The sequence below is a fragment of the Lysinibacillus sp. COL-1 genome (genome assembly GCF_059814265.1).
In genome coordinates this window covers 300482-326951 of sequence record NZ_JCAWSJ010000004.1, presented here as the reverse complement: position 1 = coordinate 326951, position 26470 = coordinate 300482, and the positions used below count along the sequence as shown (strand labels likewise).

Here is a 26470-nt window from a genome sequence, read left to right as displayed (position 1 = left end):
CCTCCGTGCAGGGGCTCGCCTATCTCGCAATTCCCACGGGAGTCAAGTAGCCTTCCACTCCAATCCATAAAAATGTTCACTTTTTAGCAAAAAAGTGAAGGTATTCACTACTCTTTTATGGTGGGGTGTTGTCACACATCACTTCTCCACATTGAAAGTAAGAGGCTATCCTCTCTTATAATATAAATAATGGGCTATTTTGTTCAGGAAAAGACACTTTTGCAGAATGGTTGATTGGAGTGGAGCCAGCGTCACTCCTAGGGGATTTAGCGTCACAGAGGAGACCCTGGAGCGAACGCAGTGAGTGAAGCGGCTCATCGGACGCCCCCTGGAAAGGACGCTGGCGGAACGGAAATCAACCCCTCGCCTTACAAAACTGCTTATTATGCCGTTGACATTACCTTTTTTCAACAACATAATCACCATCAACTAATTTTAGTTAATGGTGATTCTTTTTTGAAGATTATAATCAGCAATATGAAGAGCTAACTAAATTTTAAGTTAAAGTAGCCCCTTACCTTTTGTGGCTTTTTTCATATCTTCGTTCAATTTCTCAAAAAATTCTTCATTTGATTTTGTTGTGCGCAGCTTTTTCAGGAAGCGCTCTGCAAAATCAGGCGCATCTGAAAATGTTTTACGGATCGCCCATAGTTTTTCAAGCTGTTCTGGCTCAAGAAGAAGCTCTTCTTTACGTGTACCTGAGCGGCGAATATCAAGCGCAGGGAAAATACGGCGCTCCGCCAACTGACGGTCTAGATGAAGCTCTAAGTTACCTGTACCTTTAAATTCTTCATAGATGACTTCATCCATACGAGAGCCTGTATCGACTAAAGCTGTTGCTAAAATTGTTAAGCTACCGCCTTCTTCAATATTACGAGCTGAACCAAAGAAACGTTTTGGTCTATGGAAAGCAGCAGGATCAATACCACCTGAAAGTGTACGTCCACTTGGCGGAATGACTAAGTTAAAAGCACGTGCTAAACGCGTGATAGAGTCCATTAAAATGATAACATCACGCTTATGTTCAACTAAACGGCGTGCACGTTCTAATACAATTTCTGCCACTTTCACGTGATTCTCTGGTACTTCATCAAATGTTGAGCTGACAACATCTGCATTTACAGAACGTTCAATATCTGTCACTTCCTCAGGACGTTCATCAATCAGCAAGACAATTAATTCAGCTTCTGGATGATTGGTTGTAATAGCGTTTGCAATTTCTTTTAATAAAGATGTTTTCCCTGCCTTTGGTGGTGCAACGATTAAACCACGCTGACCAAAACCTACAGGAGCCACTAAATCCATTATACGTGTTGATAAATTGCGCTGTGTTGTTTCAAGCTTAATTTGTCGATCAGGATATAAAGGTGTTAATGCAGGGAAATGCACACGTTCCTTTGCTACTTCAGGATCTTCGCCATTGACAGCATCTACTTGTAAAAGGCCGTAATAGCGTTCATTTTCCTTCGGTGGTCGCACCTTCCCAGACACCTTGTCCCCATTACGTAGGTCAAAGCGACGGATTTGAGATGCAGAAATATAAATATCTTCTTTACTTGGTGAGTAGTTTATTGGTCGTAGGAAGCCAAAGCCCTCTTGCGAAACAATTTCTAATACGCCTTCCATAAAGAAATAGCCCTCTTGCTCTGAACGCGTTTTCAAAATAGCAAATATTAATTCTTTTTTCGTTAGCTTGCTATAATATGAAATTTTATATTGGCGTGCGAGGGCGTAAAGCTCTTTTAACGTCATGTTTTCTAATTGAGCGATTGTCAATGTAGACATATGCACAACTCCAGTCTTTTTCAAAATATAATACAATTATTGGGGTTATCATTGAAGTTTTCGATAGGCTCTGTTAATGCTTATATGGTAGCCTGAGTTTAATAATAACTACTGATACACTTTCTACCATACAACTAAACATTGCCTTAAAATATGGGATGGTTAATTTAAGAAGAAGGTACCTAGCACAATAGATGTACTAGGTATATTTTAGAAGAAAATATCATTAATATCTAGGTTTTTTCTCAAGAGCGTGACGGCCTTCTACAAAGCGAACCGTACCGGATTTAGCTCGCATAACTACTGAGTGTGTTAGGGCATAAGCACCTTTATATTGAACACCCTTTAAAAGCTCGCAATCTGTTACAGCAGTTGCTGCAAAAATAGCATCATCGCCTTTTACTAGGTCATCTAAATAAAGCACTTTCTCAACATCTACACCCATTTTTGTGCAGCGTTCTAATTGCTCTTCATCCTCTGGTACTAGTTTTGCTTGGAAGTCCCCACCGAGGCATTTTAAGGCCACTGCCGAAATAACACCCTCTGGAGCGCCACCTGTTCCAAACATAATATCAATACCCGTTTCATCAAAAGCGGTGTTGATTGCTGCGCCAACATCGCCATCTTGGATAAACTTAATACGTGCGCCAGCTTCACGAATTTCATCAACAATTGCTTGATGGCGAGGTCGATCTAAAAGAGTAGCAACTACATCAGAAATATCTTTATTTTTAGCCTTTGCTACTTGTAATAAGTTATAAGTGACAGAAGCATTTATATCCACTTTTCCAGCCGCTTCTGGCCCTACAGCAATTTTCTCCATGTACATGTCTGGCGCATTTAACAAATTGCCTTTATCTGCAATAGCAAGTACTGTCATGGCACCGTTCGTACCTTTTGCCACAATATTTGTACCTTCTAAAGGATCCACTGCGATATCTACTTTTGGACCACCATTTCGTAAACCAAGTTCTTCACCAATATAAAGCATTGGTGCTTCATCCATTTCACCTTCACCAATTACTACTGTAGCATGCATTGGAATTGTATCGAACATTTTGCGCATCGCTGTTGTTGCTGCATCATCTGCTTCAATTTTCAAACCGCGTCCCATCCATTTCCCGGATGCGATTGCTGCTGCTTCTGTTACTCGTACTACTTCCATCGATAAACTACGTTCCATTGTTGCTTTGCCTCCCGTTATCGGCATCTTTTTATGCCAAAACATTCAAATTACCTCTATTGTAACATAATTGGCTGAAAACTTTTAGCTCTCATTATTCCTTTGTCTCAGCTACACGTGCCATGATTGTTTCACGTCGAATATCAGCGCCTAAATCACGTAATTTCTCAATAAGTGAGCTATAGCCACGTTCGATATGATAGATATCCTGAACCTCTGTTTCGCCTTCAGCTAAGAGACCAGCTAAAACTAAAGCTGCACCCGCGCGAAGATCTGTAGCTGTTACCGTTGAGCCATGTAATTTACTCGGCCCTTTAATAATAGCTGTATTTCCTTCTACACGAGCATCTGCATTCATACGACGAAGCTCATCAATATGTTTAAATCGAGCTGTATAAATAGTATCTGTTACTTTAGAAGAACCGAATGCCTGTGACATTAACACCGCAAGTGGCTGCTGAATGTCCGTTGGGAATCCAGGGTATACCAGCGTTTTAACATCCACTGCCTGTAATGTCGAGAGATCTGTTTTTGGTACATAAATACTTTCTTCACCAATTTCGATTTTCACACCCATTTCACGAAGCTTTGCGATAATCGCTTCTAAATGCAGTGGAATAACGTTATCAATGGTAATACCATCACCAACTGCTGCAGCCATTATCAAAAATGTAGATGCTTCAATGCGATCTGGTATAATCGTATGCTCGGTACCATGTAGCTCTTCTACACCTTCAATACGGATGACACTTGTACCTGCACCTTTAATATTGGCCCCCATATTCGTCAGAAGTGTCGCTACATCGATGATTTCAGGTTCCTTTGCGGCATTTTCAATGACAGTCCGTCCCTTTGCAAGCACTGCTGCTAACATAATATTAATCGTTGCCCCAACACTTGCTACATCTAAATAAATTTTTGCCCCAATCAATTCATCTGCACGTAAATAGATGGCTCCATGTTCATTGGTAATTTTAGCTCCCAATGCCTCAAAGCCTTTTATATGTTGGTCAATTGGTCGTGGTCCTAAAAAGCAGCCTCCAGGTAACCCTATGACTGCCTTCTTAAAACGTCCAAGCATAGCACCCATTAAATAATAAGAAGCGCGTAACTTTTTCACGTTGCCATTTGGTAAAGGCAATGCAATCATATCTGTAGGATCAATTGTCATTGTGCCATCCTCAAATGAAACTTCTCCACCAATTTCCTCTAATAAAGCCTTTAACGTCCAAGCATCTGAAATTTCGGGTATCCCCCCAATAGTCACTGGAGAGTTCGCCAAAATTGATGCAGGAATTAAGGCGACTGCACTATTTTTTGCACCACTAACTTTAATTGTACCTCGTAGACGATTTTCGCCAGTAATTTTATAAACATCCATTTTGCGTTCTCCCTCATGATTGGAAAGTAGTATTTTTTGCAATTGGCTCACTTTATAATCTTATTATTCGCCTTTTCTCGTATTCCAATCCGTTAAAAATCCTTCAATTCCTTTTTCCGTTAATGGATGGTTGAAAAGTTGCTTTAATACTTTAAACGGTGTAGTTGAAATATGTGCGCCAGCTAAAGCTGCTGCTGTAACATGCTGAGGATGACGAACAGAAGCAGCAATAATTTGCGTATCGATATTATGAATGGTAAAAATATCTGCTATTGTTTCAATTAGCTCGACACCATTTTGACCAATGTCATCTAAACGGCCGATAAATGGTGATACGTATGTAGCACCTGCACGCGCAGCCATTAATGCTTGGTTCGCACTAAAGATTAATGTCACGTTTGTTTTAATACCTTTGTTTGCAAAGAAACGACATGCCTCTAATCCAGCTGGTGTCATTGGTAACTTTACTGTTATGTTTGGAGCAATCGCAGCTAATTCCAAACCTTCTTTAATCATACCTTCCGCATCAAGTGCAATAACTTCTCCGCTTACAGAGCCATCAACAAGCTCAGCTATTTCACGAAGACGATCATGGAAAGAAACATTCTCTTCTTTAGCCACTAATGATGGGTTTGTTGTAACCCCTGATAAAATACCCCATGCATGTGCCTCTTTAATCTCTTCAAAGTTTGCTGTATCAATGAAAAATTTCATTTTTATTTCCTCCTGATCATTTTTCTTATATTATTAAATATTTTCCAAAATTTTATTATTTCAAAAACAAGAGAAGGTCGATTGAAAGCATCAACACTTCTCTTAGTATGTGTATTTAACTATGCTTTTGTAACATATTAAATGCAAAAATTATGCTTTTTGTGCACTACCAAATTCACGAATTTTACCAATAACCGTTGCCTTAATGGCTTCACGTGCTGGACCAAGGAATTTACGTGGATCGTAAACAACTTTGTCGTTGTCTAGAATTTCACGGATTACTTTTGTTGCTTCAATTTGATTTTCAGTATTGACGTTGATTTTAGCTGTACCTAATGAAATGGAACGTTGAATATCCTTTGTTGGGATACCTGTACCACCATGTAAGACAAGTGGAAGATCCGCTAATTTAGAGATTTCTTCCATTTCTTTAAAGCCTAAGTTTGGCTCTCCTTTGTAAGGACCATGTACAGAGCCAAGTGCTGGTGCTAAGCAATCGATGTCTGTCAGTTCAACCATTTTGCGGCATTCTTCTGGATTAGCATAAATAATACCACCGATTACGCCATCTTCATCTCCACCAACTGTTCCTAATTCTGCTTCCACAGAAACGCCTTTAGCATGTGCGTATTCTACTACTTCTGAAGTAATTTTTACATTTTCCTCAAATGAGTGATGTGATGCATCAATCATCACTGAAGTAAAGCCTGCATCAATTGCCTCTTTACATTTTGCAAAGCTAGAACCATGGTCAAGATGAATCGCTACAGGAACTGTAATACCGTAAGATTCCATTAAACCTTTTACCATATGAACAACGGAAATAAATCCGCCCATATATTTACCTGCACCTTCAGAAACACCAAGAATCACTGGAGATTTTTCTTCTTCAGCTGCTTGTAAAATTGCTTGAGTCCATTCAAGGTTATTAATGTTGAATTGACCAACCGCATAACCTTCTGCTTTTGCTTTAATTAACATCTCTTTCATAGATACTAATGCCATACTAAAAATCCTCCTCATAGGACTATTCTTTACATAAACATGCCCCTCAATCATAGCAAAAATAATAGCCCCTGAAAAGCAGGGGCTATTATTTTCTACACGAAAGCGGAGGGCAACGTAGCGGCAGTGTCGCCAAAGTGTAGTGCAACGTAACGGCGGCGCTTGAACCTGAAAAGCAGGGGCTCTTATTTTCTACACGATAGCGCAGTGTAACGTAGCGACAGTGTCTGCCGTTGTGGAGTGCAACGCAACAGAGGCTTGCACCTGAAAAGCAGAGGCTCTTATTTTCTACACGATAGCGCAGTGTAACGTAGCGGCAGTGTCTGCCGTTGTGGAGTGCAACTCAACGAAGGCTTGCACCTGAAATGCAGGGGCTATTATTTTCTACACGATAGCGCAGTGTAACGTAGCGACAGTGTCTGCCGTTGTGGAGTGCAACTCAACGAAGGCTTGCACCTGAAATGCAGGGGCTATTATTTTCTACACGATAGCCGCAGTATAACGTAGCGACAGTGTCTGCCGTTGTGGAGTGTAACTCAACAGAGGCTTGCACCTGAAATGCAGAGGCTCTTATTTTCTACACGACAGCATAGTGCAACACACTGAAATTGAAGGCAATACCCTGTCGCTTCTTTCAAAATAAACATAAAAAACAGACCGTGTGTCCACTGTCTGTTTTTTACACCTGTAAAGCCTTATTTACTTCATCTCGCACCTCAAAAATATCAAATGGTTTTGTAAAGTAACGAATAGCTCCTAATTCTAAAGCTTCTTGCACTACATCCAATTCGCCATATGCTGTCATCATAAATACAGGTAACTTCGGAAATTTTTCTTTTAAGCGTTTCAAGATTTCAATACCGTCCATCCCTGGAATCTTCATATCCAGTAAAACACAATCCATCTGTTGCTCATCTGCATATTTTAATGCCTCTGAACCATTAGCCGCTAAATATGTAAGATAACCTTCCTTTTTCAACACTTCATTTAAAAGTAAACGAATTCCCTGCTGATCATCGACAATTAGTAATCGTTTCACATTTCATTCCGCCCTTTTTTAGTTTTATTCTTACACAAAAACTTTCTTTATTATGTATAATTCTCCTTTTTCAGCTTAATACCTTCTAGTATTATAAATTATCTGCTTTTGCTTTCTACCTTTTCCGCCCCTATAATATGGTTAGAGGTGGGAACATGTCAAAAATTCTAACAACACAATTAAGTGGATTATTACAAAGAATAACACAAAATGAAGAGGAGGCTATTGAGGAAACAGCAAGACTCCTTGCACAAGCAGCCATTGGAGAAGGTCATGTGTATTTCGCTTGCTTTGGTGAAATGCAAGTTATTGAATCCAATGCATCTCAAGCAGTTGAACCATTTAGCAAATTAGCTCCTTGGACTTCGAGTACAAGCTTAACTGAAGCTGATCGTGTTTGCATTTTTACACGCAGTGCGCACGATGAGGAGGCACTGGCTTTAGCTCAAGACTTAAATAAACGGTTTATTCCTTTCGCTGCTGTTGCGAGTGAAGTAGCGAATACGGAAAATCCTCTTGCAGATTTGGCCTATACGTATGTTTCTACACGCCTTAAAGGTGGTTTATTGCCTAATGATTTAGGGCAAAGAATCGTTGTACCACATGCAATTGCTGGACTTTTTGTATATGAAGCAGTGAAAATTGCTTATGATGAAATGCTTGGTATTGATGAAGAAGAACTATAAACATTCATTTAAAAAGAGTTGTCTCATTAATAGAGAGACAACTCTTTTTGATTATTTAAATGTTGCTCCGATAAAATCACGGAACAATGGTTGTGGACGATTTGGACGTGAAACTAGCTCTGGGTGGAATTGACATGCTACAAAGAAGTTGTTACCTGGTAGCTCAATAATTTCAACCAATTTGCCATCAGGGCTTGTACCTGAGAAGACAAGACCTGCTGCTTCCATTGCCTCACGATATTCATTGTTAAACTCATAGCGGTGACGGTGACGCTCATAAACAAGCTCTTTACCGTATGCATTGCTTGCCTTTGAACCATCTTTCAATTTACATGGGTATAATCCTAAACGTAATGTACCGCCAATATCTACACTATCATTTTGATCTGGTAAGAAGTCGATAATTGGGTACTCTGTATTTGCATCAAGCTCTGTAGAATGTGCACCTTTTAAACCAAGGACATTACGAGCAAATTCTATTGTTGCTAATTGCATACCTAAGCAAATACCAAGGAACGGTACATCATTTTCACGCGCATATTGTGTCGCTAAAATTTTCCCTTCAACACCACGATCACCAAAACCGCCTGGTACTAAAATGGCATCTGCACCTTTTAATAGTGAAGCAACGTTATCTGCATTGACATGTTCTGCATTAATCCAGTCAATTTCAATATCAGAGTTAAATGCGTAGCCCGCATGCTTTAATGCCTCAACTACTGAAATGTAAGCATCTTGTAATTCCACATATTTCCCTACTAATGCTACTTTTCTTTTATTTGGTAAGTTCTTCACTTTGTCTACCAGCTCGCGCCATTCTTCCATATCTGCCTCTGGTGCTTCAATGCCAAAATGATCAAGAACGATATCATCAATATCTTGTGCATGCAGGTTTAATGGCACTTCATATAAATGCTCTGCATCACGAGATTCAATAATTTCATGTGGTTGCACATCACAGAATAATGCTAATTTCTCTTTCATATCTTGTGGTACTTCTTGTTCTGTACGTACGACGATAATATTTGGCTGGATACCTAAAGAGCGTAATTCTTTAACAGAATGCTGAGTAGGCTTTGTTTTCAATTCACCAGCTGCTTTAATATAAGGTATAAGTGTACAGTGAATATACATCACATTGTCATGACCTAAATTTGTTTTCATTTGGCGAATCGCTTCAAGGAATGGCAATGATTCAATATCCCCTACTGTCCCACCAACCTCTGTAATAACAACGTCTGCATTAGTTTCACGACCAGCACGTTGGATACGGTCTTTAATTTCGTTTGTAATATGAGGAATTACTTGTACTGTTCCACCATTATAATCACCACGACGTTCTTTCTGTAATACAGATTGGTAAACGCGACCTGAAGTTACTGTAGAATGTTTCCCTAGGTTAATGTCAATGAAACGTTCATAATGTCCTAAGTCTAAATCAGCCTCAGCACCATCATCTGTTACAAAAACCTCACCATGTTGATAAGGGCTCATTGTACCTGGGTCAATATTGATATATGGGTCAAACTTTTGAATCGTAACTTCTAAACCACGGTTCTTTAATAAACGACCTAGAGATGCTGCAACAATCCCTTTTCCAAGTGATGATACAACCCCACCTGTTACAAAAATATACTTCGTCATGAATAAATTCCTCCTTATGATGTTCTAAAATTACTAGCTCGCTTAGGGGGGAACAGAATCCTTTATATTCTAATACCCTAAAAAAAGAAAAGCCGAGAATGTCTACAAAAAATGTAGTCGATTCGAAGCTGTAATCGGTTCTATCTCTTTTCCACTTTCCTTTAAACCTTAAAACTCTAACATTTATCCAGTCACCGTTTACTATACATCATGAATAAATCCAAACTTTTATATTCATTTCTGGATGAATGTATGGGAGAACTGAATATAGTTAAAAACAAAAAAACGCTCCTCCTGCATAGGTTTGCAGGGGGAGCGTATTATATACACGGTCTTTCTCCTTCTTTTAAGGAGCCCAAGTAAAAGATTAAACGGAACCGTGATAGAAGTCAAGATTTTTTACTCCATGCCTAATAGAAAGAAAATTCTAAGAGTACTGTATTAGTTTTCTTCCTCTTCTTCGTCGAACTCTTCTTCCTCTTCATCAATAAAGTCTTCATCAATTTCTTCATCAATATCTTCGATTTCTTCATCGTCAAAATCGATTTCTTCTTTTTCTTCGTCCTCTTCTTCAATATCTTCTTCATCAACAAACTCTTCGAAGTCTTCGTCAAAGTCGATATCTTCTTCTTCTAAATCTACATCCTCATCAAGATCTTCATCATCAAAGGCAGCTTTAGATTTTTTCTTTTGAGTCTTAACAGAAGGTGCTGTTTCTTCTTCAATTTGCTCTACTTTAAACCATTCACGTAGGCCCCATCCTGCTTCTTGATTATATAAGAAGCGGCCATCAATATTAATATCTGTATAAAATTGTAACAGACGGGATTTCATTTCTGCATCACTATAGCCCACAAGCTCTTGAATTAATTTTAGTAAATCATTAAAAGACACTGAGGCACGTTTTTCATTTAAAATTGCATAAGCTAAGTTAATTAACGATTCTTCCGTTAATTGTTCCTTTGTCATTTCACGAAAATTCAATTCGTGCACTTCCTTTCCCTCATCACAATGGACGTTTTAAAATTACATGGTGCTTTATTTTCCAAGCGCAGCAAAAAAGGCCACGCAAAAGGTACTTTCTATACATAAGCATAATACCCATTATATACAAAGTTTTAGCCCCTTTGCTAGCTTCAATTACTGTTTTTTATATTACGCATTTTTTTTATTCCAAGATAAAACAAATAAACAGATAATAGTAGTATAGGAATAGCGCCAATTTGCTTATTATACAGGAAAATGGCTACCAATACTAAAGCTAATATAATTATGTAGTGAATAAATGATTTCATCCCTACTGCGCCTCCCCTTTTTTTACATTTCTATTATAACGAAAATAAAAAGAAGTGCCTAATCTTAAGACTAGACACTAGAAACTAGAGAAGCTTGTTACATAAATTAGAAAAAAATGTTAGAAAAAAAGCAGTTTTGAATGTCTACAATTACATATTTCGACGATATTGTCCGCCAACTTCATATAAAGCTTTTGTAATTTGTCCTAAGCTTGCTACTTTTACTGATTCCATAAGCTCAGCAAAAATATTACCATTGTTAACAGCAACTTCTTGTAAACGTGCGATTGCAGCTTCACTTTCTTCTTCATGCGTCTTCCAGAATGCTTGTAAATTGCGAATTTGCGTTTCCTTCTCTTCTGTGGATGCACGAGCAATTTCCATATTATCGATAGCAGCGTCTGAAGGTGGATTTGGATTCAGGTACGTATTGACACCAATGATTGGTAGCTCCCCTGAATGCTTTAACATTTCATAGTACATGGACTCCTCTTGAATTTTACCTCGTTGATATTGCGTTTCCATTGCACCTAAAACACCACCACGATCATTAATACGATCAAATTCCTCAAGGACCGCTTCTTCTACAAGATCTGTCAATTCTTCTATAACAAATGCACCTTGCAGAGGATTTTCGTTTTTTGCCAAGCCATGCTCTTTCGTAATAATCATTTGGATAGCCATGGCACGACGTACAGATTCCTCTGTAGGTGTTGTAATAGCTTCATCATAGGCATTTGTATGCAATGAGTTACAGTTATCTTGTAATGCCATCAATGCTTGTAATGTTGTACGAATATCATTAAAATCAATCTCTTGCGCATGTAGACTACGACCAGATGTTTGAATATGATATTTTAGCTTTTGCGCACGTTCATTGGCACCATATTTATCACGCATTACAATGGCCCAAATACGACGAGCAACACGTCCAATTACTGTATACTCTGGATCAAGTCCATTCGAGAAGAAGAACGATAGATTTGGTGCAAAGTCGTTAATATTCATGCCACGACTTAAATAATACTCTACATACGTAAAGCCATTTGCTAAGGTGAAAGCTAATTGGGAAATAGGATTTGCCCCAGCTTCTGCAATATGGTAACCCGAAATAGAAACGGAATAGTAGTTACGCACCTTATGATCAATAAAGTATTGCTGAATATCACCCATCATACGTAAAGCAAACTCTGTCGAGAAAATACATGTGTTCTGTCCTTGATCTTCTTTTAAAATATCAGCTTGTACTGTTCCACGTACAACCTGCAATGTGTTTTCACGTGTCTCGGTAAACTCTTCTACTGTCAAAGTCCGTCCTAGCTCTTGTTCGCGCAATTTAACTTGTTGATCGATCGCCGTATTCATGAACATCGCTAAAATAATAGGCGCTGGACCATTAATGGTCATAGATACAGATGTAGACGGTGCACATAAATCAAAGCCTGCATAAAGCTTTTTCATATCCTCTAATGTACAGATCGATACACCCGATTCCCCGACCTTACCATAAATATCTGGACGGTAATCTGGATCTTCCCCATAGAGAGTTACAGAATCAAAGGCTGTAGATAAACGTTTCGCATCGTCATCCTTCGATAAATAGTGGAAGCGTTTATTTGTACGTTCAGGTGTTCCTTCACCAGCAAATTGACGCTTCGGATCTTCTCCCTCACGTTTGAATTGGAAAACACCTGCTGTATAAGGAAACTCACCAGGAACATTCTCTTTGTACACCCAGCGTAATATTTCACCGTAGTCCTCAAATTTCGGCAATGCTACTTTAGGAATTTTTGTGCCAGAAAGACTTGTTGTTTTTAAAATAGTGCGAATTTCTTTGTCTCGAACCTTCGTCACAAACTCATCACCAGCATAAGCTTCTTTTAAAGTTTGCCAATTATCCAATATACGCTTGGATTCTGCTGATAATTCATCTCTGACACCTTGTGCTAAAGAAGAAAGCGATGCTATAAGTGCATCCTCTGGTGCTTTTTCCTTAACTGCCGTAATAGCACCTTCTAATTGGAACAGACGGCGAGCAAATCCCACCTGCTGTTCTGATTTTTTATGATAGCCACGAACCGTGTCAGTAATTTCACGTAAATAATAACGACGATCGTTTGGAATAATGACATCTTGCTTTTGCGTCTTAGCAAATTGCTCATAGCTAGTTTCCCAATTGTAGCCTGTTTTTTCGTTAATAATATGAACTAAAGCTGCGAATAATGCATTGGTCCCTTTGTCATTAAACTGGCTAGCAATTGTTCCATAAACAGGCATACTATCAAGTGATTCTTCCCATAGCTCACGAGATCGTTGGTATTGTTTTTGTACTTGACGTAGCGCATCCTCCGAGCCTTTACGCTCAAACTTATTGATTGCAATGACATCTGCAAAATCAATCATATCAATTTTCTCAAGCTGTGTAGGTGCACCAAATTCACTTGTCATAACATACATGGAAAGATCTGTATACCTTGTGATTTCGGCATCACCTTGACCAATACCACTTGTTTCGACGATGATTAAATCATAGCCCGCTACACGTACTACATCTATTACATCACCAATAGATGCAGATAATTCAGTGCGAGAGCCTCGTGTTGCTAAACTACGCATATAAACGCGGTTATTGAAGATGGCGTTCATGCGAATTCTATCTCCAAGTAATGCTCCACCTGTTTTTTGCTTTGTTGGATCGACCGAAAGAATGGCTACACGTTTATCTGGGAATTCTTTCAGGAAACGGCGAATCAGCTCATCCGTTAATGAAGATTTCCCTGCGCCACCTGTTCCTGTAATCCCCATGACAGGTGTACCTTTTGAACGCTTTCGTGCCTCAATTAACATCTCTTTCGTAGCTTCATCCTTATTTGACTCAGCTGCTGTAATTAGATTGGCTAAAATTTCAGGCGTTTCTGTCGTTAAAGCCTCTAATTTATCTAAATAGTTGCCTGTTGCAGTTGGAAAGTCCGTTCCTTTAATTTGCTCATTAATCATCCCTTGTAGCCCTAAAACACGGCCATCCTCTGGTGAGAAAATGCCTGCAATGCCATACGTATGAAGCTCTTTAATTTCACGAGGTAAAATAACCCCACCACCACCGCCATAAATTTTAATATGTGGTGCCCCTTTTTCACGCAGCAAATCATACATATATTTAAAGTATTCCATATGCCCGCCTTGATAAGAAGAAACTGCAATACCTTGTGCATCTTCTTGAATCGCGGCATTCACGACTTCTTCGACAGAACGGTTATGCCCTAAATGGATTACTTCTACACCGCTCGATTGTAATATGCGTCGCATTATATTGACTGAAGCATCATGTCCATCAAAAAGACTTGATGCTGTCACAAAACGTACGTGATTTTTTGGACGATATACTTCTACCTTTGTCATATGAAATCCCCACTCTCTCCCCTTAATGAATTGAAAAAAGCCGACAATTGCAATGTCGATGTATGCAATTGCCGACAAACCCCTTACGAAATATTAGAACCCCTTTATGCCTGAAATGAACAAGGTGATTTGCATGTCGATGAACTCATCAATTGAATGTTGACGATGTAATGCCCATTTGCGGAACGCCCAACTTTGTCCTGAGACAACTAAGTTATTGGCTGCTAAATGAATTTGCTTGTCTGTCATTGTTAGTTCCCCAGACTGCACACAGCGCTGTAGCAAGCGTTCAAAAGTGGCAACCATTTCAAACTCTTTACTAAAGACATAGCGTTGTGCTTCTTTTGACAATGATTTTGTTTCTTGATACATGATTGTTAGCTCATCAACCATGCTATCAATTTGCACGAAATATTCTCGAATCATTTCTTTTAACTCATCAATTGTTCCAGCTTTAATCTCGTAACTTGAAAGTCGCTCCATTGCATGATGATAGATACTATCACAAACAAGATAAAGAACGTCTTCTTTAGTACGAATGTACTCGTATAAAGTACCAATACTAAAGCCTGCAGCTTTTGCGATTTCTCTCGTCGTGGCACGATGAAAGCCTTTTTCTTTAAATAGCTTAATAGCTCCTTGAATCATTTGTTCACGACGAATGGCGATTAAATTTTCATCTTTTACAGTTGACTGTACTTGGGGCCTTTTATCTTTTTCTGTCATCAATTATTTCGTTAGCATACGCGAGATTACAAGACGTTGAATCTCCTGCGTACCTTCGTAAATTTGAGTAATTTTCGCATCACGCATAAAGCGCTCTACTGGATAATCCTTTGTATAACCATAGCCACCAAATACTTGAACCGCCTCTGTCGTTACACTCATTGCTGTATCGCCAGCCATTAATTTCGCCATTGCAGAAGCCTTACCATATGGTAGGTTATTAGACTCTAACCAAGCCGCTTGGTATGTAAGAAGTCGAGAAGCTTCAATTTGAGTTGCCATGTCTGCTAATTTAAAAGATACACCTTGGTTAGCAGAGATTGGTTTACCAAATTGCACACGTTCTTTGGCATAGTCAACTGCTGCATCCAGCGCTCCTTGTGCAATTCCTACAGCTTGAGCAGCAATACCATTACGTCCACCATCTAGTGTCGTCATAGCAATTTTAAAACCTTCCCCTTCAGCTCCTAGCAGGTTTTCTTTTGGAACACGGCAGTTGTCGAAAATGATTTCGGTTGTAGGAGATGAACGAATTCCTAATTTCTTTTCTTTCTTCCCTACAGAGAAACCTTTAAATCCAGCTTCCACGATAAATGCTGATGTACCGTGTTTAGCTTCTGGATCTGTTACTGCAAACACAATATATGTATCTGCCACTCCGCCGTTTGTAATAAAGATTTTTGAGCCATTTAAAATATAATCATCGCCATCACGTTTAGCATATGTTTTCATGCCACCCGCATCAGAACCTGAACCTGGTTCTGTTAAACCATACGCACCAATATGTTTTCCTTCTGCCATTGGACGAAGGTATTTTTGTTTTTGTTCTTCTGTACCGAACTTGTACAGTGGCCATCCTGCCAGTGAAGTATGTGCTGATAATGTTACCCCAGTGGAGGCACAGACACGTGATAATTCTTCAACAGCAATGACATATGCAAGGTAGTCAAACCCAGCTCCACCGTATTCTTCTGGCCACGGAATACCAGTTAACCCAAGCTCCGCCATTTTATCGAAAATTGCACGGTCAAATTCTTCATTCTCGTCACGTTCAGCAGCTGTTGGTGCCACTTCATTTATAGCAAAATCACGAATCATTTCACGTAATTGTTCATGCTCTTCTGTTAACTGAAAGTTCATTGTCCATTTCCCCTTTTTAATTAGACTCTGTTCTATGTTACCTGTGTGTTGTTCTGGGTTCAGCGATTGTCAATCCTATTGGAGCATTGGAGCGAGTTTCCATTCTTGATGAGGTCTTTACTCCACTTTAATAAGTCATCCCTAAGAGAATAGCCTATTATCAGGCTTTATTTCAGTAAATGTTTACTAATAACTAGTTTTTGAATTTCACTTGTACCTTCATAGATTTCTGTGACCTTTGCATCACGGAAATATCGCTCTACTGGATAGTCCTCTGTGTAGCCGTAGCCGCCAAAAACTTGAACCGCTTCTATTGACGTTTGTACAGCTGTTCGTGATGCGAAAAGTTTGGCCATTGAAGCTTCTGCTCCACACGGTAAACCTTTTGCACGTAAATCTGCTGCACGATACACTAATAGTTTTGCCGATTCAACAGCTGTTGCCATATCAGCGAGTGTAAAGCCAACTCCTTGTTGAGCAGCAATCGGTTTACCAAATTGCACACGCTCTTTTGCATAAGTAGTAGCCGCCTCTAGTGCTGCTTCAGCAATCCCCAATGCCTGTGCTGCAATACCGATTCGCCCTACATCTAAATTCGCCATCGCAATTTTGAAGCCTTCTCCCTCTTCCCCTAAAAGGTTGTCGGTTGGGATGCGGCAATTATCGAATGTCAGTTGAACAGTGCGTGAGCCATGTAAACCCATCTTTTGTTCATCTTTACCAATGATTAAACCTGGTGTTCCTTTTTCAACAATAAAAGCTGAAATACCTCGTGTTTTTTCAGCAGGGTTGGTTGAGGCGAATACGATATATACATCAGCCTCTCCGCCATTTGTAATAAAAACTTTAGAGCCGTTAATCACATATTCATCGCCATCTCGTACTGCCTTTGATTGTAGAGACCCTGCGTCAGAGCCTGCACCTGGCTCTGTTAAACAAAATGCGCCTAAATATTCCCCGGCTGCAAGCTTTGGTACATAACGCTTCTTTTGTTCCTCATTTCCAAAGTAAATGATTGGATTTGTTCCAACCGAAGTATGCACTGATAAAATAACCCCCATTACAGCGCTTACTTTTGACAATTCATTAATCGCAATAATATACGATGTAAAATCCATACCAGAGCCACCTAAGTCTTCTGGTGTCGTAATCCCCATTAAGCCAAGTTCACCCATTTGTTGTAGAAGCTCACGTGGAAATTCTCCTGCTTCCATCCGCCCTACCCATGGTTGAATTTTTTCCTGAGCAAATTGACGAACCATATCGCGCATCATCATTTGCTCATCTGTAAATTGCAATTGCATCTATAATGTCACCCCTCTAAGTTGTCCCGCAACATCTACATAACCCCATCCCCATAGGATTATTCGTAAACGTAAAAGCCTCTTCCTGATTTCTTTCCTAGCCAGCCAGCTGCAACGTATTTACGAAGCAGTGGACAAGGGCGATATTTACTATCTCCTAGACCCTCATGTAAAATTTCCATGATGTAAAGGCAAGTATCTAAGCCAATGAAGTCTGCTAATGTTAATGGTCCCATCGGATGGTTCATACCTAGCTTCATCACATCGTCAATTGCTTCCTTCGTAGCTACACCTTCATAAAGCGCATAAATTGCTTCATTAATCATTGGTAGCAAAATACGGTTTGAAATAAATCCTGGGAAGTCATTCACTTCTACTGGTGTTTTCGCTAACTTGACTGTCATCGCTTCAACAGCTTTGTATACTTCATCCGTAGTTGCTAAGCCTCTAATGATTTCAACAAGCTTCATTACTGGCACTGGATTCATAAAATGCATACCAATTACTTGCTCTGGTCGATTTGTTACCGCTGCAATTTCAGTAATAGGCAACGAAGATGTATTCGTAGCTAAAATGGCATGTGCTGGTGCAATGCCATCAAGTTGCTTAAAGATGGATTGCTTAATGTCCATATTCTCTACAGCTGCCTCGATGATAATATCTACATCACTAGCATCCTGTAAATCTAGTGACATACTAATTCGACCTAAAACAGCCGCTTTGTCATCCTCCGTTTTACGGCCCTTTTCTACATCACGTGATAAATTTTTTGTAATAACTCCTATTCCACGCTCGAAGAACTCTTGTTTGATATCATTCAATTTCACATCATAGCCTGCTTGTGCACAAACTTGTGCAATGCCAGAGCCCATTTGCCCTGCACCAATGACCATTACCTTTTGAATTCCCATTAGTTCAGTCCCCCTGTTTTTGGTACTTCAATCATAATCGCATCACCTTGACCCCCACCTGAACAAATTGCAGCAATACCGATGCCTCCACCACGACGCTTCAATTCTTGTGCAAGCGTTAAAATAATACGTGCACCAGATGCTCCAATAGGATGACCTAAAGCAACCGCACCGCCATTAACATTCACCTTTTCAGCATCTAAATCAGCTAACTGCTTGCTGACCAAAGCGACTGCTGCAAAGGCCTCATTGATTTCGATCAAATCAATATCTGCCAATGATTTATTGGTTTTTTTCAGCAATTTATTAATAACAAGACCTGGTGTTTGTGGGAAGTTTTCTGGCTCGATGGCAAGCTCTTCATGACCTAAAATTATTGCTAATGGCTCTCTTCCTTCACGTGTGGCACGTTCCTCACTCATAACCACGAGGGCACATGCACCATCGTTAACGCCAGGTGCATTACCTGCTGTGATCGTGCCATCCTTGTCAAAGGCTGGTTTCAGTTTTGCTAGTACCTCCAACGTTGTACCTGCTCTTGGTGCTTCATCTGTATCGACGACCAGTGGTTGTCCTTTACGTTGTGGAATCTCCACTTGTACGATTTCTTCAGCAAAGTAACCTTGTTCAATCGCCGCTAGTGCGCGCTCATGACTGCGAACAGACCAAGCATCCTGTTCCTCACGACTGAGCGAGAATTCCTTAGCTGTTGCATTACCATAGCTCCCCATATGCGGTCTCGCTTTATCGAAAGCACATGTTAAACCGTCATAAAGCATGCCATCCACCATTGTGGAATCTCCCATACGCAAGCCACTTCGACCATTTAACAGATAGTACGGAGCATTGGACATAGACTCCATTCCACCAGCAATAATCACTTCTTCGTCCCCTAATCGAATCAATTGATCTGCTAATGTCACTGCACGCATCCCTGATGCACAAACTTTATTGATTGTTTCTGTTTTTACCGCTGTTGGTAAATTGGCTTTTATCGCAGCTTGCCTCGAAGGTATTTGCCCCTGTCCCCCTTGTAAAACAGAGCCCAAAATAACCTCATCTACTTCGTCAGATGCAATATTTGCTTTCTCTAGCGCACCTTTTATTGCAATTGCCCCTAGATCACTTGCATGTAATGTTGATAATGAACCTCCAAATTTACCAAATGCAGTTCTTGCTCCTGCTAAAATGACAGCTCTATTCAAGTAAAACACCCCTTTTGTTTTACGTACTCGATGAAGTAGTATAGCATTTCATTGACTGAACGCTCGCTCGACTTCTATCGATGAAAAATGGGAGCTTGTTAGTTGCAACTCCCATTTCCATTTAATCTTATTCTACAAAACAATTTTTTATTGTGCAATTTATATTTTTCAGATAACTAAAATATTTCTACAATAGCAATCATTTTTCTGCGTTCGCTTCCGTATTCTCGTCCTGTTGAATATTTTCTACGGATGCTACCACTTCCTCTAATGTTTCTTCTTCAGCTTCCTCAGATGAAGGATCAACAGCCTTCACTTTTTCACCGAACACTGAACGCTCTAGTAATTCTGCTACATCGAATGTGCCAATAGAGTCTTCCACTTCTTTTGCCTTTGTACCATCCTCCAGCATTGTTAAGCAATAAGGACAGCCAGATGAAATAACGGATGCATTAGTAGCAAGAGCTTGCTCTGTACGAGCTACATTAATGCGATTACCAACATGCTCTTCCATCCACATTAAGCCACCACCTGCACCACAGCACATAGCAGTTTCGCGATTTCGTTCCATTTCCACAAGCTTCACACCCGGGATACCGCGTAGAATTTCTCTCGGCGCATCATAAACATCATTGTAACGGCCTAAGTAACAGGAATCGTGGAAAACAATTGTTTCATGAACTTCATAATTGAGTGCCAGACGATTTTCCTCAATCAACTGATTTAGTATTTCAGTATGATGATACACTTCGCCATTCCAGCCAAAGTCTTGGTATTCATTTTTAAAGATATTGTAAGCATGAGGGTCGATTGTCACTATTTTCTTCACATCATTTTTCTCAAACTCATCAATATTTGCTGTAGCTAATTCTTGGAATAAAAATTCATTTCCTAAACGACGAGGTGTGTCCCCAGAGTTTTTCTCTTTATTTCCTAAGATCGCAAACTTCACACCAGCTTCGTTTAATAGACGACAGAAAGCTAAAGCAATTTTTTGAGAGCGATTATCGAATGCCCCCATCGAACCAACCCAGAATAGATATTCCATTTCTTCGCCAGATTTTTTTAACTCTTTTACTGTTGGAATATGGATTGTTGGATCAAGATCACGCCAATTCTCTTTTTCTTTACGGTTTAAGCCCCAAGGATTCCCTTGTCGTTCGATATTTGTCATGGCACGTTGTGCATCAGGATTAACTTTTCCTTCCGTCATTGTTAGATAGCGACGTAGGTCGATGATTTTATCAACATGCTCATTCATTACTGGACATTGATCCTCACAGTTTCGACAAGTCGTACAAGCCCAAATTTCTTCTTCTGTAATCACATCGCCAATTAAAGATGGGCTGTAAATATCTTCAATTACTACGCCTTCAGCACCAGCAGCCATCGCAAGCTGATTACCCTTGGTATTGGCAAAAAATTGATAAGGAACCCAAGGCTTTTGCTTTGTTACAACAGCACCAGTAAATGTTAAATGATCACGCAATTTCACGATTAAATCCATTGGAGACAGCATTTTTCCTGTTCCAGTTGCAGGACACATATTGGTACAACGTCCACATTCCACACAAGAATACAGATCGAGCATTTGCTTTTGTGTGAAGTCTTGTATGCGTCCAACTCCAATTGAAGGCATATCCTCTTCACTTTCAGCATTTTCTCCTGCTTCTTCTAATGCCTCAAAATCGATAGGCGTTAATGTACCCACACGATCTAAACGATTCATGTAAACATTCAGTGGGCTAACAATTAAATGGAAATGCTTAGATTGTGGTACATACACAAGGAATGTTAATAGAATTAAAAGATGTGCCCACCACATAACATAAAACACTCCAGCAGCTACTGATGCAGGTAGGAAGCCAAATATAGCAGCAATGCTTGAAGCAACAGGCTCCGTATAAGTTAACCCCTCACCATGCCAGATTAATCCCATACCATTAGCGATTAATGTTGAGACCATTAAGCCACCAATGAAAATTAACACAAGACCGTTTTTCCATCCTCTTTTTAGACGCACTAGCTTTTCTACATAGCGGCGGTAAAATGCCCACACTACCGCAACTAAAATCATTAAAACTACAAGCTCTTGGAAGAATGTAAAGACACCATAGAAAATACCTAATGGCAGATGTGATCCTGGTGCTAGTCCTTTCCAAATTAAATCAATGGCCCCTAACTGAACCATCAAAAATCCATAGAAAAACATCACGTGAATTAATCCACTCTTTGGATCCTTTAATAGCTTGTTTTGACCAAATACATTGACCATAATATAGCGTAGTCGCTCTTTAACACTTTCATCAAACTCAACCTTTTTCCCCAATTGCACATACTTATAGCGTGTTTTCAACAGATAGAAGAACAATCCTACTGCATAAAGCACAACCACGACTGTTAAGACTATGTTAGCAATTAATAATGGACTCATGGTTGGTCCCCCCTTTAGTTTGTCGTAATTTTCTCTCTTTGCGGCAAATTTGCTAGTTCATACGGAAATGTGCGTCACTATATCAATATATTCCTATTCTAATAAATGAGTGAGCATTCAGTCAACATAAAACGGAAATATTTCTGATAATTTTATATTCTTACACTTTACAAGAAAAAAAGCCACCCTGAAATTTATTCAAAGTAGCATTTTTTTACTTTTCTTTTTTAAAATTTAATTAATAAAAGCTGCGACATCCACATAACAAGTTTATTTTTTGAAGACATTGCCACTGCGAATGTATTCAATATCCGCTACGTTTAATCGAGCATTTACAACACGTGCGGCTGCAAATAAATAATCTGATAATCGATTTAAATATTTTTGTACAACTTTCGGCACGTCCTCCACTTCTTTCATAAGTGTCACCATTTCACGCTCTGCTCGTCGTGCAACTGTACGAGCAATGTGTAAAGTTGCAGCTGCTGGTGCGCCACCTGGTAAAATAAAACGTTGTAATGGTGGTGCCTCATCTGATAAAGCATCTATACGAGCTTCCAACACTTCAATCGGTTGCTCTGTTAATTTATAGTGGCGTTCTTTCATCACATTGGCAAGGTCACCACCAGCATCGAATAGTTCATGCTGAATTGTTTCAAGATCTGTTAAAATATCCTTAAAAAGTGCTTGATCTAATTCACTTACTGCCTTCCCGATAAAAGAGTTTAATTCATCAATCGCCCCGTATGTTTCAACACGTAAGCTATCTTTATCAACGCGTCCGCCAATTAGACTTGTTTTCCCCGTATCGCCTGTTTTCGTGTAAAGCTTCATTTCTCTCATCTCCTAAAACTGATTTTTATAATTTCTGATGGCCTGAACTGTTGTTTCATAAACACCCTTGGCAATCATTTTACCAACTTCCGTAATCGGGCCACCATACAGCATTTCTTCCCCTTTTTGAGTTGCTGCAATTAACAGACTATCTGTAGCAGTTCCTGTAGCAATAGTTCCACTACGCTCGTCACGAATATCTTCTGATTGCAAAGCTTTTGTTTTCGCCTCTGTAGCTGTCATCAGTGCCTGGAAAAATGCCTCCTCCGATAAACAGCCATTGATTATGATCCATGTATTGATAGTACCAATATATGGATCATCCTGTCTTTCGTGTACACGTGATACATCAACCGCATTGCCCACACCAGCTGTTACAGCTACTATCATACTGCCAAAAGGCGCTGAAAATTCATTGATGGCAACAAGAGCTGTTGGCACTGCTGTCAGCATCACAACAGTACTTGTTGGGGAAAAATTCTCTCTTTGCAAAAAATCACTAACTTCTCTTTTTACATCACTTATCACATAATCACCAGGTACAGAGCGGTTTAACAAGCAATTATGCCAGCCAATACCTGGGTTATGAACAGCAGAGGACACTGTTTTTAACGGAATCTCTGATTGAAGTTGAATATAGTGTTCCGTTATCATGAAATGTTCTTTTTTGATGACAGCTCGCTGCTGGTAATCAGTTGTTGCGGGCATCATTGTAATTTGAGGTTTTGGTATTTCGGGATGGGCATATGTAGCCACTCGTGCTTGATAAACTTCTTCAATTTGGGAGGCTATTAATACTTCATGCGGTACTCCAAGTGCTCTCATTTGCCCACCCTCCATAAGCAATAATTCATCACAATAGAGAGAGGCTAAATTCATATCATGTAGTACCATAACGACCGTTAAACCACACTCCACAGCTTCCTTCCTGACCATATCTAAGATTTGCCGTTGATGTGCAATGTCTAGATGATTGGTTGGCTCATCCAGCAGTAGAATTTCTGCTGTTTGCGCTAATGCCTGGGCAACAAATACTCTTTGTTGTTCACCACCCGATAAAAATTCTAACGGGGTGTGCTCATAGCGTTTCACACCTGTTTGCAGCATGGCATGCTGAACAGCCTGTTCATCCTGTTCAGACCAACTTGAGAAAAAACCTGTTTGATGGGGGTAGCGCCCTAGTGAAATGGCCTCCCTTACACTGTTTGAGAAAGCATTTGCATGAAGCTGTGGTAGTACAGCCATCTTTTGCGCCAAAGCACGGGCATTATAAGAAAGGATATTTTGTCCATCAATTGTGATTGTTCCAGCAGTAGCTGGTAATATCCCACTCATTACCTTTAATAATGTGGATTTCCCACTACCATTCGGTCCCAGAATACCAAGAATTTTCCCTTTTTCCACAGTAAAACTAATGTCCTTGACGATTGGTACATCTTCATAACCACCTGATAGATGTTCGACAATAATCATGCCCGTACCCCCTTACTTCTTCGTTGCTTATAAAAAATATAGGAGAAAACAGGTGCACCAATAAACGCCGTAATAACACCAATAGGTAGCTCTCTTGGCACAATAATTGTTCGTGCTACTAAATCGCAAACAATGAGTAAAGTTGCGCCATTGAAAAACGATAATGGCAATAAATGGCGGTGGTCAGAACCCCAAATCATCCTTGTCATATGCGGTACAACTAATCCTACAAAGCCAATTGTGCCAGAAACCGCTACAGCAGCTCCTGTTAACATGGAGCCACCCGCTAAAATCAAATACTTACTACGTTTCACATTGACACCTAAATGCTTCGCGCGCTCTTCACCATATAACAAAACATTTAGCTCTCGTCTTTGCGTCCAAAGCATAATGGAACCAACAATAACAAATGGCGTGATCATTTGGACATATGGCCATCCACGCATTGACACAGAACCTAGTAACCAGCCAATTACTTGGCGTAGCTCTTCTCCAGATAAAGCGATCATTAATGAAATGAGAGAACCTAGAAATGAGCTAAAAATAACACCTGTTAAAATTAACGTTTCCATCTTCAATGAACGGTCTACCATTCTAGCAAAGCTCATGACCACTACCATCGTGATGATTGCGCCTATCATACTAAAAGTGGGTAGGGCATACAAGCCTACGACCGGTATAGATATACTAAAAAAAATCGTAATAACAGCACCAACAGATGCCCCCGACGAGACGCCTAATGTATATGGATCTGCCAATGGGTTTTTTAACAACCCTTGGAAAGCTGCTCCAGCAATGGCCAAAGAAGCTCCCACTAGTCCAGCTAACAACACGCGTGGCAGACGGATTTTCCAAAAGATATTAGCAGCTGTTTCATCAACTGCTTGATTCCATAAAACTTCTAACGGAATATGAACTGAGCCTATCGCTACGCCACACCAGATACTAATGACAAGAAGCGTACATGTTAGTACATAGGCTAGTGCTATTTTTTTCACTTAAATACCTCTGGATAAATAGCTTTTGCTAATTCTTCAAGACCTTCTCCTAAACGGGGACCTTGACGACTTGTTGTGCTTTCATCTACTTGAACGATTGCCTTATTTTTCACGGCATTAACAGTATCGAAACCAGCACGTTGTGGTATTTTTGTTAAAATATCTGGTACATAATGATATGTCACAACGATGACATCTGGGTTTTTCGCAATAATTTGTTCTGAACTAATTTCATACCAATCCTTCGCATCTGCCGCTACGTTTTCTGCATGAATCATGTCCAGCATAGCATTCATAAATGTGCCATTACCCGCCGTATAAATAGTAGGTTCATCCGATGCTTCGACTAGCACTTTTTTGGGTTCGACATCCTTTACTTTTGTCAGAACATCTTCCACTTTTTCCTTCATATTAGCAATAATTTTTTCAGCCTCTGGTAATTTCCCTGTTGCACGACCAAGCAGCTCAATCGTTGTGTAAGTTTCATTAAAGTCTTGTGCATTTTTTACAACAAATACTTTCAAACCTGCTGACTCAAGCTGTTCAATCGCCGCTTCTGAAAGGGACATGCTAGATTCATGCGAAAACACGATATCTGGCTTTAAGGCAATAATTTTTTCAATATTGTACTCCATGCCCCCAACTTTATCCTTTTCAGCGACTTCTGGTGGATAATCATCATTGTCTGTCACCCCAACTATTTCATCATTTAAACCAAGTTCAAATAATATCTCTGTGTTACTTGGAATAAGAGAAACAATTTTTTCAGGCGGTGCTTCAAGTGTAACATCCTTGCCAATGGCATCTGTTATGGTCATTGGGAATGTTGCTTCATCCACCTGTGGAGTCTCTTGCTGTGTTTGCTGCTCCGTAGCTACTGGCTTGTCATTTTTGGCTTCTTGCCCGCATGCTGCTAACAAACCTACTGCTAAAAATGCTGATAATCCTATTTTCCAAAATTTCTTCATATGAATCCTCCTTTGTTGATCCGTGCGTCAATTGGTTAGAAATATTTTCTCCATCAAAATAAGACCCCTCATCTTCGAATGATGAGGGGTCAAAATCGCACCAAAAAACTGATACAAAATCCACCACCCTATCCTCGTAGGCTGTCATGTCTATACTATAAAGGCAGGTCTCCTGGCTCGTGCTTATTGCGTTTTTCAAGCCTTCCCGAAATCTTCAGTGGCATTATTTGAAAAAACTCACACTTACAGTGGCGGGACCGCATCGGAATTACACCGACTTCCCTTTTCACTTTACTTAAGTAAAGAACCTTTATAATATTCAGTTGATTTCATTATACATGAAAAT

The 26470-nt window shown here is 39.8% G+C and carries 20 protein-coding genes and 1 riboswitch; of the genes, 1 reads left to right on the top strand and 19 read right to left on the bottom strand.

What is annotated here, in order from left to right; all coding sequences use genetic code 11:
• Positions 1–501: 501 nt before the first annotated feature.
• The 6 genes from rho to AC6BKE_RS09905 all read right to left on the bottom strand — a co-directional run bounded on the left by rho (position 502) and on the right by AC6BKE_RS09905 (position 7107).
• Entirely contained in the window at positions 502–1785 is a 1284-nt protein-coding gene (rho, locus tag AC6BKE_RS09930) for a transcription termination factor Rho (protein ID WP_036121419.1), read from the bottom strand.
• Positions 1786–2011: 226 nt separating this feature from the next.
• A complete protein-coding gene (gene glpX / locus AC6BKE_RS09925) occupies positions 2012–2968 on the bottom strand; it encodes a class II fructose-bisphosphatase (protein WP_036121428.1) in 957 nt (318 codons plus the stop codon).
• Between the two features lie 94 nt (positions 2969–3062).
• Positions 3063–4349 (bottom strand): UDP-N-acetylglucosamine 1-carboxyvinyltransferase, encoded by a 1287-nt coding sequence (gene murA / locus AC6BKE_RS09920; protein ID WP_036121421.1) that lies wholly within the window; start codon positions 4347–4349, stop codon positions 3063–3065.
• Between the two features lie 63 nt (positions 4350–4412).
• On the bottom strand, positions 4413–5063 hold the full coding sequence (fsa, locus tag AC6BKE_RS09915) for a fructose-6-phosphate aldolase (RefSeq protein ID WP_036121423.1): 651 nt from the start codon (positions 5061–5063) through the stop codon (positions 4413–4415).
• Positions 5064–5213: 150 nt separating this feature from the next.
• A complete protein-coding gene (locus AC6BKE_RS09910; RefSeq protein WP_036121426.1) occupies positions 5214–6068 on the bottom strand; it encodes a class II fructose-bisphosphate aldolase in 855 nt (284 codons plus the stop codon).
• Between the two features lie 679 nt (positions 6069–6747).
• Positions 6748–7107: a response regulator gene (locus AC6BKE_RS09905; protein WP_036121440.1), complete on the bottom strand. Its 360-nt coding sequence runs from the start codon at positions 7105–7107 to the stop codon at positions 6748–6750.
• Between the two features lie 155 nt (positions 7108–7262).
• Here AC6BKE_RS09905 and AC6BKE_RS09900 point away from each other — a divergent pair, with 155 nt between their 5' ends.
• Positions 7263–7793, top strand: coding sequence for a DUF2529 family protein (locus AC6BKE_RS09900; protein ID WP_499856714.1), 531 nt, complete (start codon positions 7263–7265; stop codon positions 7791–7793).
• A 51-nt stretch (positions 7794–7844) separates the two neighbouring features.
• Here AC6BKE_RS09900 and pyrG read toward each other — a convergent pair whose 3' ends face one another.
• The 13 genes from pyrG to AC6BKE_RS09835 form a co-directional block, all read right to left on the bottom strand.
• A complete protein-coding gene (pyrG, locus tag AC6BKE_RS09895) occupies positions 7845–9437 on the bottom strand; it encodes a CTP synthase (protein WP_036121444.1) in 1593 nt (530 codons plus the stop codon).
• A 441-nt stretch (positions 9438–9878) separates the two neighbouring features.
• On the bottom strand, positions 9879–10421 hold the full coding sequence (gene rpoE, locus AC6BKE_RS09890; protein ID WP_058844289.1) for a DNA-directed RNA polymerase subunit delta: 543 nt from the start codon (positions 10419–10421) through the stop codon (positions 9879–9881).
• Between the two features lie 461 nt (positions 10422–10882).
• The gene (gene icmF, locus AC6BKE_RS09885) at positions 10883–14131 is read right to left on the bottom strand and encodes a fused isobutyryl-CoA mutase/GTPase IcmF (RefSeq protein WP_499856710.1); all 3249 of its coding nucleotides are present in this window, start codon (positions 14129–14131) and stop codon (positions 10883–10885) included.
• A gap of 93 nt (positions 14132–14224) precedes the next feature.
• A complete protein-coding gene (locus tag AC6BKE_RS09880) occupies positions 14225–14857 on the bottom strand; it encodes a TetR/AcrR family transcriptional regulator (RefSeq protein WP_036121448.1) in 633 nt (210 codons plus the stop codon).
• A 3-nt stretch (positions 14858–14860) separates the two neighbouring features.
• Entirely contained in the window at positions 14861–15997 is a 1137-nt protein-coding gene (locus tag AC6BKE_RS09875) for an acyl-CoA dehydrogenase (protein WP_036121450.1), read from the bottom strand.
• 167 nt (positions 15998–16164) lie between these two features.
• Positions 16165–17301 carry an acyl-CoA dehydrogenase gene (locus AC6BKE_RS09870; RefSeq protein WP_340812543.1) on the bottom strand — a complete coding sequence of 379 codons (1137 nt, stop codon included), beginning with the start codon at positions 17299–17301 and terminating at the stop codon, positions 16165–16167.
• A 59-nt stretch (positions 17302–17360) separates the two neighbouring features.
• A complete protein-coding gene (locus AC6BKE_RS09865; protein ID WP_036121460.1) occupies positions 17361–18212 on the bottom strand; it encodes a 3-hydroxybutyryl-CoA dehydrogenase in 852 nt (283 codons plus the stop codon).
• On the bottom strand, positions 18212–19417 hold the full coding sequence (locus AC6BKE_RS09860; RefSeq protein WP_036121462.1) for an acetyl-CoA C-acetyltransferase: 1206 nt from the start codon (positions 19415–19417) through the stop codon (positions 18212–18214). Before AC6BKE_RS09860 ends, AC6BKE_RS09865 begins: the two co-directional genes overlap by 1 nt.
• Before the next feature lie 199 nt (positions 19418–19616).
• Complete coding sequence (locus tag AC6BKE_RS09855) at positions 19617–21851, bottom strand: heterodisulfide reductase-related iron-sulfur binding cluster (RefSeq protein ID WP_036121464.1); 2235 nt, start codon at positions 21849–21851, stop codon at positions 19617–19619.
• 270 nt (positions 21852–22121) lie between these two features.
• Positions 22122–22685: a cob(I)yrinic acid a,c-diamide adenosyltransferase gene (locus AC6BKE_RS09850; RefSeq protein WP_036121468.1), complete on the bottom strand. Its 564-nt coding sequence runs from the start codon at positions 22683–22685 to the stop codon at positions 22122–22124.
• A gap of 12 nt (positions 22686–22697) precedes the next feature.
• Positions 22698–24158, bottom strand: a complete 1461-nt coding sequence (locus AC6BKE_RS09845; protein ID WP_036121471.1) for an adenosylcobinamide amidohydrolase — start codon at positions 24156–24158, stop codon at positions 22698–22700.
• Complete coding sequence (locus AC6BKE_RS09840; RefSeq protein WP_058844294.1) at positions 24155–25156, bottom strand: FecCD family ABC transporter permease; 1002 nt, start codon at positions 25154–25156, stop codon at positions 24155–24157. The genes AC6BKE_RS09845 and AC6BKE_RS09840 overlap by 4 nt, the downstream gene beginning before the upstream one ends.
• Positions 25153–26124, bottom strand: a complete 972-nt coding sequence (locus tag AC6BKE_RS09835; RefSeq protein WP_089933021.1) for an ABC transporter substrate-binding protein — start codon at positions 26122–26124, stop codon at positions 25153–25155. Before AC6BKE_RS09835 ends, AC6BKE_RS09840 begins: the two co-directional genes overlap by 4 nt.
• A gap of 145 nt (positions 26125–26269) precedes the next feature.
• Positions 26270–26451, bottom strand: a riboswitch (cobalamin riboswitch).
• Between the last annotated feature and the right edge of the window lie 19 nt (positions 26452–26470).